10 protein-coding genes are annotated in these 14,971 nt (G+C 70.2%); 5 read left to right on the top strand and 5 right to left on the bottom strand.

Annotation, left to right across the window (positions count from 1 at the left end; all coding sequences use genetic code 11):
* Window positions 1-249: 249 nt before the first annotated feature.
* From ALMP_RS28145 to ALMP_RS28125, 5 genes are all read right to left on the bottom strand, one after another.
* Window positions 250-5,175 carry a DNA repair ATPase gene (locus ALMP_RS28145; protein ID WP_264933314.1) on the bottom strand — a complete coding sequence of 1,642 codons (4,926 nt, stop codon included), beginning with the start codon at window positions 5,173-5,175 and terminating at the stop codon, window positions 250-252.
* Between the two features lie 115 nt (window positions 5,176-5,290).
* On the bottom strand, window positions 5,291-7,327 hold the full coding sequence (locus tag ALMP_RS28140; protein ID WP_264933312.1) for a flotillin family protein: 2,037 nt from the start codon (window positions 7,325-7,327) through the stop codon (window positions 5,291-5,293).
* 165 nt (window positions 7,328-7,492) lie between these two features.
* Window positions 7,493-7,981: a hypothetical protein gene (locus ALMP_RS28135; RefSeq protein WP_264933310.1), complete on the bottom strand. Its 489-nt coding sequence runs from the start codon at window positions 7,979-7,981 to the stop codon at window positions 7,493-7,495.
* A 363-nt stretch (window positions 7,982-8,344) separates the two neighbouring features.
* Window positions 8,345-9,454, bottom strand: a complete 1,110-nt coding sequence (locus tag ALMP_RS28130) for an SPFH domain-containing protein (RefSeq protein WP_264933309.1) — start codon at window positions 9,452-9,454, stop codon at window positions 8,345-8,347.
* A 53-nt stretch (window positions 9,455-9,507) separates the two neighbouring features.
* A complete protein-coding gene (locus ALMP_RS28125; protein WP_264933308.1) occupies window positions 9,508-9,945 on the bottom strand; it encodes an NfeD family protein in 438 nt (145 codons plus the stop codon).
* Between ALMP_RS28125 and ALMP_RS28120 the strand changes: the two genes are divergently transcribed.
* From ALMP_RS28120 to ALMP_RS28100, 5 genes are all read left to right on the top strand, one after another.
* Window positions 9,944-10,177, top strand: a complete 234-nt coding sequence (locus tag ALMP_RS28120; protein WP_264933307.1) for a hypothetical protein — start codon at window positions 9,944-9,946, stop codon at window positions 10,175-10,177. The genes ALMP_RS28125 and ALMP_RS28120 overlap by 2 nt on opposite strands.
* Window positions 10,178-10,387: 210 nt before the next feature.
* Window positions 10,388-10,465: a K(+)-transporting ATPase subunit F gene (gene kdpF, locus ALMP_RS28115; RefSeq protein WP_375803544.1), complete on the top strand. Its 78-nt coding sequence runs from the start codon at window positions 10,388-10,390 to the stop codon at window positions 10,463-10,465.
* A 1-nt stretch (window position 10,466) separates the two neighbouring features.
* On the top strand, window positions 10,467-12,143 hold the full coding sequence (gene kdpA, locus ALMP_RS28110) for a potassium-transporting ATPase subunit KdpA (protein WP_264933305.1): 1,677 nt from the start codon (window positions 10,467-10,469) through the stop codon (window positions 12,141-12,143).
* A 32-nt stretch (window positions 12,144-12,175) separates the two neighbouring features.
* Window positions 12,176-14,278: a potassium-transporting ATPase subunit KdpB gene (gene kdpB, locus ALMP_RS28105; protein ID WP_264933494.1), complete on the top strand. Its 2,103-nt coding sequence runs from the start codon at window positions 12,176-12,178 to the stop codon at window positions 14,276-14,278.
* A 5-nt stretch (window positions 14,279-14,283) separates the two neighbouring features.
* The gene (locus tag ALMP_RS28100; RefSeq protein ID WP_264933303.1) at window positions 14,284-14,952 is read left to right on the top strand and encodes a potassium-transporting ATPase subunit C; all 669 of its coding nucleotides are present in this window, start codon (window positions 14,284-14,286) and stop codon (window positions 14,950-14,952) included.
* The last annotated feature ends 19 nt before the right edge of the window (window positions 14,953-14,971 follow it).

Here is a 14,971-nt window from a genome sequence, read left to right as displayed (position 1 = left end):
GCGTTCCGGCGCCTCCACGGAGGAACCCGTCCCCGCAGGAGCGCGATCGCCGGCAGCGGCATCAGGGCGCTGGAGACGGCCAGACCGATCCAGTGGTAGAGCGGTTGCCGTGCATGTCGACACCTTCCTTCATCGGAGCCGGTCGGTCAGCCGAACAGCTCCGGCGACCGCGAGACAGCAACTCCGGACTTCGGGGAGGACGAGGGGGTCGTTACCGCAGCGGAAACGTATCGCTATGCCATGGGCATCTCAGTTCTCCTTGGTGTCGCGTACGGGGTGGGCCGCGTGCCGGGCGTTCGGATTCGCGAGCAGGTTGCGGGGATCGGCGGCCCGCGCGATGGCCGACTCGACGGCGGCGATCCGGTCGGCGAGGAGGCCGAGGGCGGCGACCGCGCGGGTGAGGTGGTCGTCGTCCGGGCCGCCGAGGGCCTGGGTGCGGACGTACGCCGCCTTCAACTCCGTCCAGCGGGCGGCCTGTTCAGGGGTGAGCGTGCCGCGCAGTTCGGCCAGCTTGAGGAGGCCGGACTCGGCGCCGGTGGTGAGGGTCTGGGCCTCGGCCGTGTAGTGGTCGTCGATCAGGGCGGCCAGCTCGGTGTCGTTCATGACCGGCTGGACGCGCTGGGCGATCTTGTTCATGTTGCGGTAGGAGCCCTGGAGCTGGAAGGGCGGCTCGGTGCGGGTGGTGTCCGACTGCGCGGCGGAGGCGATGTACGCGGCGTTCACCGCCAGGACCGTCCCTCGGATCGTGAACAGGTGGCGCAGGACCGCGAGGATCCGCTCCAGCTCGGCGGGGGCGTACGGGTGGGTGAGTCGGTCGGCACGGGCCGTGGGGTCGTGCTCGGCGAGCCGGATCAGCAGATCGAGGTCGGCGCGGTCACGGCCCGCGAGCGGGGCGAGGACCGGGTTGGCGGTGAGGGCGTTCTCGATGAAGCTGAGCGCGAAGGCGTCCTCCTTGCCGGTGAGGACGTCACCGAGGTTCCACACGTCGGCCCGGTTGGCGAGCATGTCGGGGATGCGGAAGCGGCTGCCGGACTCGGTGTAGGGGTTGCCGGCCATGCAGACGGCGAAGCGCTTGCCGCGCAGGTCGTACGTGTGTGGCTCGCCGTCCTTGACGCCGTCGACGCGGCGGGTGGCGTCGCACAGCGGGATGAACCTCTGTAGCAGCTCGGGCGAGGTGTGCTGGATGTCGTCCAGGTACAGGAGGGTGTTGTTGCCCGCCTCCAGCGCGAAGTTGATCTTCTCGATCTCCCGGCGGGCGGTGACGTTGGGGGCCTCCGTGGGGTCGAGCGAGGTCACCGCGTGCCCGAGGGCGGGACCGCTGATCTTCACCAGCATCAGGCCGAGCCGGTCGGCGACGTACTCCATGAGAGTCGTCTTGCCGTAGCCGGGCGGGGAGACGAGCAGCAGCAGGCCGCCGGTGTCGGTGCGCCTGGTCTCGCCCGTGGTGCCGAGTTGCCTGGCGAGGCTGTCGCCGATGAGCGGCAGGTACACCTCGTCGATGAGCCGGCCCCGGACGAACGCGGACATGATCCTCGGGCGGTGTTCGTCCAGGCGCAGCCGGGCGCGTTCGGCGGCCGTCAGGGCCGTACGGTGACGCTGGTAGGCGCGGTGGGCGGGCACCTCGTAGGTCCGGAACGCCCTTGTCCTCGCGAGGAGTTCGTCGACGCGGACCGTGAGCGTGCCGCCGGTGAGGCGGGGGTGGGTGCCGAGCAGCCCCTCGACCGTCTCGGTGAGAGGCGCGTCCGACTCGTAGCGGGTCAGATCGGGGCACAGCTCGGCGGCCACCGCCTCCGCCAGGTCACCGGGCGTGATGTCCGCGCCGGTGGCGGCGGCGTACGAGGACAGCCACGCCTCGACCAGCTGCCGGCGTGTCCCCAGGTCGCCGAGAGCGGCGAGATCCTCGTCGTACGCCGGCGTGCCCACCGTGCGGCGGAACTTGTCGAGCAGCGTGCGGGCACCGGCGCTGATGACGAAGCCGTCGGGGCCGCCGGTGAGTTCCTCGAAGAGGTAGGCGGAGGCAGCGTCCGCGGATTCTCCGCCGATCGCTTCCGCCAGCTCTCCCCGCAGGTCGGCGATCGCGGGCGCGAGCCCGAACGTCTCCCGCGCGCGGGCCAGTGACACGGCCCGACGGGTCCACGCCTCGCGCTCCCCGGCCGTCGTGCCGTGTGCCCAGAACAGCTGGGCGGCCGCGCGGGCCACCGGCTCGTGGCGGAGGGGGCCCGCGTCCCCGTGCAGGCGGAGCAGCGCGGTGAGGATCAGGACCGTGTCGTGGTCGTGGACTCCGCGCTCGTATCCCTCGTCGTACGCCTCCTGCGTCGCCCGGCGTACGAGGGCGGTCAGGTCGGCCTCGGCGAGGGCCGCCGGGCCGTGCTCGTCGAGCAGCCGGGCGGCGAGGTGTTCGGCGCGGTAGACCTCCGGGGACTCCGACGGCAGCGGGCGGTCCCAGTACGGGCGGGTCGCGGCGAAGTCGGGGTCCGTCACCGGGGAGCGGTAGTCGGTGCCGGTGATCGCGAAGGCCAGGCCGTCGCCGTGCGGGACGAGGGTGAGGTCGAGCGGCTGGGTGTTCACGGCGAAGCGGTGGGTGCCCAGGCGGATCGTGCGGCCGTCGTCGGTGTACAGGTCGGTGCGGTCGCGCAGGGCTCGCAGGGCCTCCTGGCGGGCGGCCTTGAGGCGGCCGTCCAGTTCCTCCGCCCGGACCTGGTCGCCGAGTTGCCGCAGTTCGTCGGCGATGCGGCGGACCTTGGCGGGCATCGGGTCGGACGTGAAGTACGTGGCGACGGCGTCCGCGTCGGTGAGCGTGACGGCGCGGCGGGTGACCGTCCCAAGGACACGCATCGCCGACTCGGCGAGGCGTTCGGCGCGGCGGGCGCGGGCGTCGGCGAGGTTCTGCTTGCGGGCGGAGAACGCCTCATGGATCTCGTCGCGCTTGTCCGCGAGCTCGCCGAGGAAGTCGTCGAACTCGGCGAACCGGGCCTCCAGTTCCTCCACCCGTACGAGCATGCGGGCGAGCTGCTCGTCGCACGCCTCGGGACTGTCGGCCATGGCGAGCGCACCGGTGACGGCCTGGCCCAGCAGCGCGAACTCGGCGGCGAACTCGGCGCGCCCCTCGCGGTCGAGGAGTGCGCGGCGGCGGCCGTCGAGGGTGGCGCGGGCGCGGTTGACGCCGCCCAGCGTCTCGGCGATCCGCTCCAGGACTGCCGTACGGACGGTGGCGTCGCCGATGTCGAGCCCGGCGACGACCTCGGTCACCGTGCCCAGCTGGTCGCCGATGTCGTCGATGCGGGTGGCGAGAGGCGCGGCCTCGGCAACGGTGGTGATCGCCTCGACGTCGGCGATGAGTCGCTCGATGTCGGCCTGCTGACCGGCGAAGGCATCCTCGCGGGCGAGGTGGGTGACGGCCCGCTGCCCGAAGCCGGCGAGGTCGGCCTCGACGTCCGCGACCATGTCGTCGATGCGGGCCGTGTCCACGTACCGCATGCCTTTGAGGGTGAGCAGGTGCCCCTGTGCGTGCCGGAGTTCGGTCAGACCCGCCACCCAGGCGGCGGCGCCGCGCGGGGCCTCGCCGCGCAGCCGCCGCACCACCGTGGCGACCCGGACCGCCGCCTCGCCGAGCGCGTCGGCCGCCTGCCGGGTGAGGGCCTGGACGGTCTCGAACTCGGCCAGTACCTGCTCGGCGGTGACCCGGACCTGTGTGAGCGGCTCGTGCAGCTCGCCGAGCTCGGGCTCGCGCAGCCAGTGGTAGGAGTCGGCGGCCCGGACGCAGGCGCCGGCCAGCGCCTCGTACACCGCGCTCGTCGGGGTCGTCTCGGCGACGGCGCCCGCGATGGAAAGACAGTCGGAGATACCCCGGACGAGGTCGGCGTTGCCGACGCGGGCGAGCGGGCCGGTGCCGAGCGGCTGGGCCGCGGCGTAGGTGTCGGAGACGTACGGGGAGTTCCACAGTTGGAGCGGGTGGACGCGCTGCGGTTCGTCGCCCGTTCCCGCGGGGTCCGCCCGCAGCACCATCAGCGTGCCGTCGTCGAAGAGGGCCCAGCCGTGGCAGGACAGCGGAGTGGCGACCTCCTTGCGGATCATGTTGTACGGCAGCAGCAGACTGCGGCCCTCCACCCGCGCGTGGAACGCGTACAGCACGTCCTCACCGTTGGGTGAGCGCACCTCGCGTTCGAACTCCAGGTCGACGGTGTCGAGTTCGTACGTCTTGTGGGTGCCGGTCGCCAGGCAGTAGCCGCCGGGGAAGACGATGCCCTGGTCCTCGGGCAGGCGGCGGCACCCCTGCCCGATGCCGTCGAGGCGGACGACCGTCCGGGTGAGGGTGTTGAAGACCAGGTACCGGTGGACGTCCTCCTTGTAGGGGAGGACGTCCAGCAGGATGAGGGCTCCCACGCGCGCGTACGCGATGTCCGCGTCGGCGAGCGACTGCAGCGGCTCGGCGACCGGCTCGGCGTAGACGCCCTCTCCCGTCTCGGTGTTGTTCTCGACCTTGACCGTCAGCGTCCCGCCGACCGTCTCGACGAAGATCTCGCCCTCGATGGAGACGTGCGGGTGGCGGCCCAGGACGTGGTCCTCGCGGGTCGTCTCCGTCCATGCGAAGTCGTGGGAGGGCGGGAAGACGTGGTCGCGTTCGCCCCGCGCGTCCAGGAAGGTCGCCCGGCCCTCGTCGGTCACCGCCCAGCGCAGGACGCGGATGTCGTCGGCCTTCTCGCCGGTCTGGAAGACGGCGAGCACCTTGCCGTCGACACGGCGGAGCTGGAGCAGGTGGGCCTGCCGGTAGTAGCGGTAGAGGGCGGCGAACTCCCGTACGAAGGCGGGGTCGTCGAGCAGGCCGGGCACGGCGTCGTCGGGCAGCCGGTTCAGGTCGCGGTCGTGCAGGGCGAAGACGTCGCCGACGGCCGTCTCCGGTTTCAGGCCGAGGAAGACGTTGTGGCCGAAGAGCAGCACATCACCGACGGAGACGATGTCGCGGGGCACGCAGGTGTGCTCGGTGCGCAGCCGCTCGGTGCTTCGCAACTCCAGCCGGGTGGAGCCGAACTCCTCGGTGCGGCGGACGTTGAGCGCCTCGGCGCGGCGGGCGAGCTCGGCGGCCTGCGCGGCGAGCCGGTCGCGCAGCACCTCGTACGTGCCGGCGTCGAACGCGTCCTGCGTACCGGTGTCCAGGCCCGTGGTCCCGGTGGTCATGGGATCCCTCTCAGGAAGTCGGGAAAGGTACGCGGTCCGGAGCTGCCGTCCCCTGTGCGGCAGCTCCGGACCGCGGGTCTGTCGGACCTTGGCGACGCTCAGGCGTCGGCGGCGCTCAGACCTTGGCGGCGCTGCCGTTCAGCGCGGTGAGCGAGGTGTCCGCGAGACCCAGCTCACCGGCCCTGTCGAGCAGTTGCTTGACCTGTCCGGCGTTCGCGCCGCCCGTGTTCATGAGCTTCATCAGCAGGGCGGAGACGGTCAGGTTCTGCACGTCGGCCGTGGAGACCGAGCCGAGCACGCGGCCGAGGTCGTCGGTGAAGCTGGCGGTGCCGTCCAGCCAGGGCTTCGCCAGCGCCTGGGCGGTCTCGGAGTGCTGGACGAAGCCGTCGACGCCCTTGCCGAGCGCGATCGAGGACACCAGCCGGTCGAGGAAGACCGACTCCCCGCCGACGATGTTGATGTCGGCGTTCTCCAGACCGGTCGCCAGCACCGTGGCCTGCGCCTCGGCGACCTGCCGCTGCGCCTCCAGCCCGGCCAGCCGTACGTCCTTCTCCGCCTCCAGCCGCAGCCGGAACTCCTCGTGCCCACGCGACGCCTCGTCCAGCGCGGCCATCGCCGCCGCCTTCTCCGTCAGTCCCGCCGCCTCGGCCTTGAGCTTCTCGCCGATGGCCTCCGCCTCGGCGAGCGCCTGCGCCCGGGCGCCCGCCGCCTCGGCCCGCATCCGTGCCTCGGTCGCCTCGGCCTCCGCGCGGCCGGCCTTCTCGATGACCTCGGCCTCCTTGTCGCGGACCTGGACGGCGGCCAGGCCCTCGGCGGCGGCCTCCGCCTGGACGCCCTCGGCGAGGCGCAGCTTGGCCCGCGCGTCGAGGTCGGCGGTCTTCAACCGGGCCTCCGCCAGGGTCAGTTCCTCGGCGGCCCGGTGCGTGGCGGCCTGCTCGGCGGCCTCGGCCGCCTTGATGTCCTTGACCAGCTTCTCCTGCGCCTGAGCCTCGGCGGCGATGACCACGGTCTGCCGCTGTCGCTCCGCCTCCTCCACGGCCCGCAGCTTCTTGATCGACTCCTCCTGCTCGGCGACCGTACGGTCCACGGCGACCCGTTCCCGGATGACCTCGGCGATCTCCCGCTTCTCCGCCTCGACCTCCTTCTCGGCGGCGATCCGCGTCAGCTCCGTCTCCCGCTCCCGCGCGATGACTTCGAGGAGCCGGTCCTTCTCGATGCGCTCGCTCTCGACGGCGATGACCCGCTCACGGTTCTTCGCGGCGACCGCGACCTCACGGGCCTGGTTCTCCCGCTGCACACCGAGCTGCTCCTCGGTCCTGAGGAACGCGGACTGCGCCCGCAGCCGCTCCTCCTCCACCACCCGCGCCGTCTCGGCCTCCTCACGGGCCCGTACGGTCTCGATCTCCCGGCGCTGCTTGATCTCGGCATCCGCCTGCCGACGCTCCAGCTCCAGGATGGCCTCGCGGGCGTCGACGTTCTGCCGGGTGATCTCCTTCTCCTCGTGGCGCTGGAACTCGTTGGTGCGCACGTGCTCGATGGCCGTCAGCTCGGTGATCTTGCGAATGCCCTGCGCGTCGAGGACGTTGGCGGGGTCGAGCTGGGTGAGCGGCGTCTGCTCCAGGTAGTCGATCGCCGCGTCCTCCAGGTGGTAGCCGTTGAGGTCGACACCGATGACCTCGATGATCCGGTACCGCAGCTCCTCGCGCTTGGTGTACAGGTCGGTGAAGTCCAGCTGCTTGCCGACGGTCTTCAGCGCCTCGGAGAACTTCGCGTGGAACAGCTCCTGCAAGGTGTCCCGGTCACTGGCCCGGGCCGTCCCCACAGCCTGGGCGACCTTGACCACATCCTCGACGGTCTTGTTGACCTTCACGAAGAACGAGATCCGGATGTCCGCACGGATGTTGTCCCGGCAGATCAGCCCCTCCCGGCCGGCCCGGGTGATCTCGATGGTCTTCACCGAGATGTCCATCACCTCGGCCTTGTGCAGCACGGGCAGCACGACCTGCCCGGTGAAGGTCACGTCGACCTTCCGCATTTTGGAAACGATCAGCGCCTTGCCCTGCTCCACCTTGCGGAACAGCCGGGAGACGACGAGTACGGCGAGCAGGCCGACGACGACGAACACGCCGATGCCCACGGTGATGGCAGTCATGAGAAGCATCCTTGGCAGTGAGGGACCCGAGACCGGCAAGGGCCCGGACGTCCTCGGGAATCGGAAGGATCAGGAGAGGGAGCGCATGCCGGCATCCGGAAAGGAGCACACGCTCTTCCGCGCGTCTCCGGAGGGCAACCCTGTAGGCAGGGGCGGGCCTGCGGCTCAGGCGGCCCGACGGCGCACGTGAAGTTCCGGGTGAGGGCGGTCGCCCTGGGGGAGGCCGTCGTCCGCCCGCTCCGAACGGACCGTGCGGGTCGGCCCGACGCAGTGCGGCGATGACGGCCCGGGTTCATCGGGAGGGAGGCGGCGCAGTAGCCGTACCACTGCTCGGGTCGCGCACCATGAGACCAGGGCAGCGGCGACCAGGACGGCGAGCCCGGTCAGCGCACGCGACGGCCCCGAGGAAGCCAGCGGCTCCAGCAGGACGACGGCACCGAGGCTGCCGGCCCAGGCGAAGCCCGTCCACAGCGAGAACGCGACCGCGACGGGGACGCCGCCCAGCCCCAGCGCGCCGAGGTCGGCGTCCCCGTCAAAGGTGCGTGAGCCGACGGCACCCACCGCGACCAGCAGCCAAAAGCCCGCGGCTACCAGCAGGGGGACGGTGAACAGGAAGGTCGGAAAGCCTGTGACGGCCTCCAAGAACGTCCACATGTCCAACCCCCGATCAACCCCGTCACACGACGGCCTCGGCACAGCTCCGCAGCCGGATGCCGGGCACCTGCCGGTGCCCGGCATCGAGACCTCCGTCGCGTGCTCGCCTCGCCCCCTATATTGCCCGCGTCGACACCTCATCGCATTGCCGGATCCCGGCAGTCTTTACCAGATCGTCCATGCCGGTGCCCCGCTAAGAAGGCGTCAGTCTGCGTCCTCCGAAGTCCCGGGCCACGCATTGGCCGGCGTAGCGGTCGTACCGGCGAACGCCGTCGCCCCAGGCCGGGAATGCGAGACGGTTCTCGGTCGGCACCAGCGACAGCATCCGCTCTCACAGCGGTTCCTGGCGACAACCGAGGGGCCTCAATCGTCAGACGCTCGCGCCCGGCGCGGCAGCTGGGCCGACTTCGCGGCCTCGGCCTCCGCCTTGGCGTCGCTCACCGCCGCGGCGGCCTGCTTGCCGGCCTCGTCCGCGGCGGCGGCCGCGTCGAGGGATGCCGTCGAACCTCGTTCCAGCTGCGGGATCCCGGCCTCGTCCGAGGTGCCGCGACCGTCGGCGGTGGCCGCTTCCGCAGGCTGCCCAGGAGTGGGAGGGCCTGCCGTCGACTGGTCACCGAACGCTCGGGTGACGGTTCGAACCGCCTCGGTCAGCTCCCCCGGGATCACCCAGAACGTGTTGTTGTCGCTGCTCGCCAGGTGCGGGAGCGTCTCCAGGTACTTGTAGGCCAGGACCTTCGGGTCCGCGTTGTTGCGATGGACGGCCTGGAAGACGAGCTCCACCGCCTTGGCCTCGCCGTCCGCCCGCAGGATCATGGCCTGTTGCGCGCCCTGGGCCTCCAGAATGTCCTTCTGCTTCGTGCCTTCCGCGGTGAGGATCTTGGCCTGCCGCTCCCCTTCGGCGTGCAGGATGGCCGCGCGCTTGTCACGCTCGGCCCGCATCTGCTTCTCCATCGCCTCCTTGATGGTGGCCGGCGGATCGATGGCCTTGATCTCCACGCGGTTGACCCGGATGCCCCACTTGCCGGTGGCGTCGTCGAGGACGGCGCGGAGCCGGGAGTTGATCTCCTCACGCGAGGTGAGCGTCTCCTCCAGGTCCATGCTGCCGATGACGTTGCGCAGCGTGGTCACGGTGAGCTGATCGATCGCCTGGAGGTAGTCGGCTACCTCGTAGGCCGCCGCCCGCGGGTCCGTGATCTGGTAGTAGAGGACGGTGTCGATGTTCACCACGAGGTTGTCCTCGGTGATCACCGGCCTGGGGTCGGACGAATAGACCTGCTCGCGCACGTCGAGCTTGGTGTTGATCCGGTCCGCCACGGGCACGACCAGGTTCAGGCCGGGTTGCAGCGTCCGGCGATAGCGGCCGAACCGTTCGATGTTGTAGCGGCGCGCCTGCGGGACGATCCGCACGCTGGAGGCCACGAGGAACACCACGACAAGGGCCACGACGAGGATGGGGATGACGACGGGATCCACAGTGCCTCCGTTGCTGTCTGTTCAGCCGTTCACGGACGGAGTTCGCGGGGTGGTCACGGAAGGAGTTCGCGGGGGTAGACGACGGCCGTGGCGCCCTCGATCTCCATGACGTCGACGAACGCTCCCACGGGGATCACCAGGCTCTCGTCGAGGGCGCGGGCGGACCATTCCTCACCGGAGAGTTTGATCAGGCCACGGGTCCCGGTGACCTCCTGCATGACCTCGGCCCGCTTGCCGATCAGGGCGTCGCTGCCCTCGCGTACGAGTGGCTGCTGGGCCATGTGCCGCAGCGCGACGGGGCGGATGAGGAAGAGGCCCGCCGCCACCCCCGCGCCGAGGGCCACGAGCTGGCCGAGAAGACCGATGCCCACACCGGCGACCACGGCGGCGACCAGCGCGGCACCCGCCAGCAACCCGAAGACCAGTGTCAGGGTGAAGAACTCCGCGACGCCCAGCGCCGCGGCGGCGAGCAGCCACAGGAACCACGGCATGGCATCGCCCTCCTTCAGGGGCTTTCCTCACCAAGCTACCTTCCGGATCGCCGGGCAGACAGACACGGCGCTGTGGTTCTTGCTCGGTGAGGAGCATGCCCTGATCGACGGTGTTACCCGCGGGCAGCTGAACGGCCACCGCGATCATGAGCGCGGCAAGTCGATCAAGGACCGGGCGGCCGCTTCCGGCTCCTGTGAGCCGGGCGACGTCAGAGTTCCGTCAAGGCCGTAGGTGCCGCCGTAAGAGAGCCGTCAACGACAGACCCGATTCGGTCAAAGGGGCGCTTTCCTCTAACCGTCCGTTTCACCGAACCTCACTCCAGGAGTTCACGATGGCCGATCTGGCCTTCGTCGTCACCGTGCTCGCGGCGTTCGCGCTGGTGACTCTCGTCGCCAAGGGGGTGACGAAGCTGTGACCGCCGAGGCTGCTTCGAATGTCGAGATGGGCGTCGGCCTGGTCGTGGCCGTCTCCCTGCTGGGCTATCTCGTCCTCGCCCTGATCTTCCCGGAGAGGTTCTGAGATGAGTCCCGTCCTCGCCGGCGTACTCCAGCTGCTGGCGCTCATGGCGGCGCTGGCGCTGGTCTACGTCCCCGTCGGTGACCACATGGCCCGGGTCTACTCCTCGAAGAGGCACCTGCGGGTCGAGAAGTGGGTCTACAAGGGCATCGGTGCCGACCCCGACACCGAGATGACCTGGCCCGCGTACCTGCGCGGCGTGCTCGCCTTCTCGGCCGTCGGCGTGCTCTTCCTCTATCTGCTGATGCGGCTCCAGGGCGTCCTGCCCGGCTCGCTGGGGTTCTCCTCGGTCAACCCGGCGCAGTCGTTCAACACGGCCGTGTCGTTCGTGACCAACACCAACTGGCAGTCGTACTACGGCGAGCAGACCATGGGGCACGTCGTGCAGACCGCCGGTCTCACCGTGCAGAACTTCGTCTCCGCGGCCGTCGGCATGGCCGTCGCCGTGGCTCTCGTCCGGGGCTTCGCGCGGTCACGCACCGGTGAGCTCGGGAACTTCTGGTCCGACCTGGTGCGCGGCACCCTGCGGATCCTGGTGCCGGCGGCGGCGATCGCCGCGATCGTGCTGGTGGCCTGCGGTGTCATCCAGAACTTCTCCGGCATCCACGAGGTCGGGCAATTCTTCGATGGGCACAGCATGGGCGGCTCGCAGCAGTGGAACGGCGGTGCGGTCGCCTCGCAGGAGGCCATCAAGGAGGTGGGCACCAACGGCGGCGGGTACTTCAACGCCAACTCCGCCCACCCCTTCGAGAACCCGACGCCCTTCACCAACCTGTTCGAGATCTTCCTGATCCTGGTGATCCCGTTCTCGCTGACCCGCACGTTCGGGGTCATGGTCGGCTCGGTCAAGCAGGGATACGCGATCCTCGCCACGATGTTCACCATCTGGCTGGGCTTCGTGGCCCTGACGATGTGGACCGAGTTCGCCCACCACGGCCCGGCGCTCCAGGCCGCGGGCGGGGCGTACGAGGGCAAGGAGGTCCGCTTCGGCGTCGGCGCGTCCTCGATCTTCGCGGTGTCGACCACGCTCACCTCGACCGGCGCCGTGGACTCCTTCCACTCCTCCTTCACCGGCCTCGGCGGCGGCATCACGATGCTCGGCATGATGCTGGGCGAGATCGCGCCCGGCGGTGTGGGCTCCGGCCTCTACGGCATGCTGATCATGGCGGTCATCGCGGTGTTCATCGCCGGCCTGATGGTCGGCCGCACGCCCGAGTACCTGGGCAAGAAGATCGGCACCCGCGAGATCAAGCTGGCCGCCTGCTACATCCTCATCACGCCGGCGCTGGTGCTCGTCTTCACCGCTGCCTCCATGACCCTGCCGACCCCGCCGCACTCGATGCTGAATTCCGGCGCGCACGGCTTCTCCGAGGTGCTCTACGCCTTCACGTCCGCGTCGAACAACAACGGCTCGGCCTTCGCCGGGCTCAACGCGAACACCGACTGGTACAACACCATGACCGGGCTCGCCATGCTGCTCGGCCGCTTCCTGCCCATGGTCTTCGTCCTCGCGCTGGCCGGCTCGCTCGCCGGGCAGAAGCCGGTGCCCGTGACGGCGGGCACCCTGCGCACCGAGAAGCCGCTGTTCACCGGCCTGCTGGTGGGCTCGATCCTGATCATCACCGGTCTCACGTACTTCCCCGCCCTCGCGCTGGGCCCGCTCGCCGAGGGGCTGGCGTGATGACCACCCGTACAGACAAGTCAGAGGGCTCCATGTCCACAGCCACTCCCACCCGGGCGCCGCACAGCGACGCCCCCACCGGGCACAAGCCCGCCGAGGGCCGTGTCGATGCGGGCCTCTTCGACCCCGGGCAACTGGTCAAGTCGCTGCCGGACGCCTTCCGCAAGCTCGACCCACGGGTGATGGTCAAGTCGCCCGTGATGTTCGTGGTGTGGATCGGGTCCGTGCTGACGACCGTCTTCTCCTTCAAGGACCCGGGCGACTGGTTCGGCTGGACGATCAGCGTCTGGCTGTGGCTGACCGTGATCTTCGCCAACCTGGCCGAGGCGGTCGCCGAGGGCCGCGGCAAGGCGCAGGCCGACACCCTGCGCCAGGCCAAGACCGACACGGTCGCCCGCCGGCTGCTCACCGACGGCTCGGAAGAGCGGATCCCCGGCACCGGGCTGACGATCGGCGACCTCGTGGTCTGCGAGGCCGGGGATGTCATCCCCGGTGACGGGGACGTCGTCGAGGGCGTCGCATCGGTCGACGAGTCGGCGATCACCGGTGAATCCGCCCCGGTCATCCGCGAATCGGGCGGCGACCGCAGCGCCGTCACCGGCGGTACGAAGGTGCTGTCCGACCGGATCGTCATCAAGATCACGACGAGGCCGGGCGAGACCTTCATCGACCGGATGATCAACCTCGTCGAGGGCGCCGCACGGCAGAAGACGCCCAACGAGATCGCGCTGAACATCCTGCTCGCCTCGCTGACCATCGTCTTCCTCCTCGCGTGCGCCACCCTCCCGCCCTTCGCGGACTACGCCGGTACGCACCTGACGATGGTGGTGCTGGTCGCCCTGCTGGTCTGCCTGATACCGACCACCATCGGCGCGCTGCTGTCGGCGATCGGCATCGCGGGCATGGACCGGCTGGTCCAGCGCAACGTGCTCGCCATGTCCGGCCGGGCGGTCGAGGCCGCCGGTGACGTCTCCACGCTGCTGCTCGACAAGACCGGCACCATCACCCTCGGCAACCGGCAGGCCGCCGAGTTCGTGCCGGTGCGCGGGACCACGGAAGCGGAGGTCGCGGACGCGGCCCAGCTGTCGTCGCTGGCCGACGAGACACCCGAGGGCCGCTCGGTCGTCGTCCTGGCGAAGGAGAAGTACGGGCTGCGCGAGCGCCACCAGGGCGAGCTGGCGCACGCCGAATGGATCGAGTTCACCGCCCAGACCCGGATGTCGGGCGTCGACGTCGACGGCCGCAGGATCCGCAAGGGCGCCACGGCCTCGGTCGTCGCCTGGGTCGAGGAGCAGGGCGGCACGGTCGCGGAGGACGCGGACGGGATCGCACACCGCATCTCCGAGGCGGGCGGGACCCCGCTGCTGGTCGCGGTGGACGACGAGCAGGGCGCTCGCGTCCTGGGGGTCGTCCACCTCAAGGACGTCGTCAAGGACGGCATGCGCGAGCGGTTCGAAGAGCTGCGCCGGATGGGCATCAAGACCGTCATGATCACGGGCGACAACCCGCTGACGGCCAAGGCGATCGCCGAGGAGGCCGGTGTCGACGACTTCCTCGCCGAGGCCACCCCCGAGGACAAGATGGCCCTCATCAAGCGCGAGCAGGCGGGCGGCAAGCTCGTCGCGATGACCGGCGACGGCACCAACGACGCCCCGGCCCTCGCCCAGGCCGACGTCGGCGTGGCGATGAACACCGGCACGTCGGCCGCCAAGGAGGCCGGCAACATGGTCGACCTCGACTCCAACCCGACCAAGCTCATCGAGATCGTCGAGATCGGCAAGCAACTCCTCATCACCCGGGGCGCGTTGACGACGTTCTCCATCGCCAACGACGTCGCCAAGTACTTCGCGATCATCCCCGCGCTGTTCGCGGCGGTCTACCCGGGCCTGGACAAGCTCAACATCATGGGCCTGTCCTCCCCGGACTCCGCGATCCTGTCGGCCGTCGTCTTCAACGCGCTGATCATCATCGCGCTGGTACCGCTGTCCCTGAAGGGCGTGCGGTACCGGCCGGTCAGCGCGGACCGCATGCTGCGACGAAACCTCACCGTCTACGGGCTCGGCGGGCTGATCGCGCCGTTCATCGGCATCAAGCTCATCGACCTGCTCATCTCCCTCATCCCCGGGATCGGCTGAGAGCCATGAACAACTCCGTTGTGAACACCGCCCGGCTGCTCGGGGCGGGCCTGCGCGCCCTCCTCGTGCTGACCCTGGTCACCGGCGTCATCTACCCCCTGGTCGTCACCGGCATCGCCCAGGGGCTGTTCCCCGGCAAGGCGAACGGCTCCGAGATCAAGGTGGACGGCAAGGTCGTCGGCTCATCCCTGATCGGGCAGTCCTACAACCTGCCGTTGAAGATGGGCCAGGAGACCCCCGCGCCGGACCTGAAGTGGTTCCAGGGCCGCCCGGCCAACGGGCTCGGCACCAACAGCGTCAACACGCGGTACAAGCTGCTGCTGTCCGGCGCCACCAACCTGTCCGCCGACAGCAAGGACCTGATCAAGCAGGTCGAGGACGCCAAGGCCGCGGTCGTGAAGGACAACTCCGTGCCCGGTTACACCGTCAAACCCTCGGACGTCCCCCCGGACGCGGTCACCTCCTCCGCCTCCGGCCTGGACCCGGACATCTCCCCGGCCTACGCCGAACTCCAGGTCCACCGGATCGCGGCGAAGAACGGCCTGTCCGTCGCCCAGGTCGACCAGCTGGTCGAGGACCACACCGAGGGCCGCACGCTGGGCTTCATGGGCGAGCCCCGCGTGAACGTCCTGGAACTCAACATCGCGCTCAAGGACCTCGTAGCGAAGCAGTGACGGCCTCGCGACACCCACG

This window comes from Streptomyces sp. A012304 (genome assembly GCF_026008495.1).
GTDB lineage: Bacteria > Actinomycetota > Actinomycetes > Streptomycetales > Streptomycetaceae > Streptomyces.
This window is presented reverse-complemented; position numbering and strand designations above follow the sequence as displayed.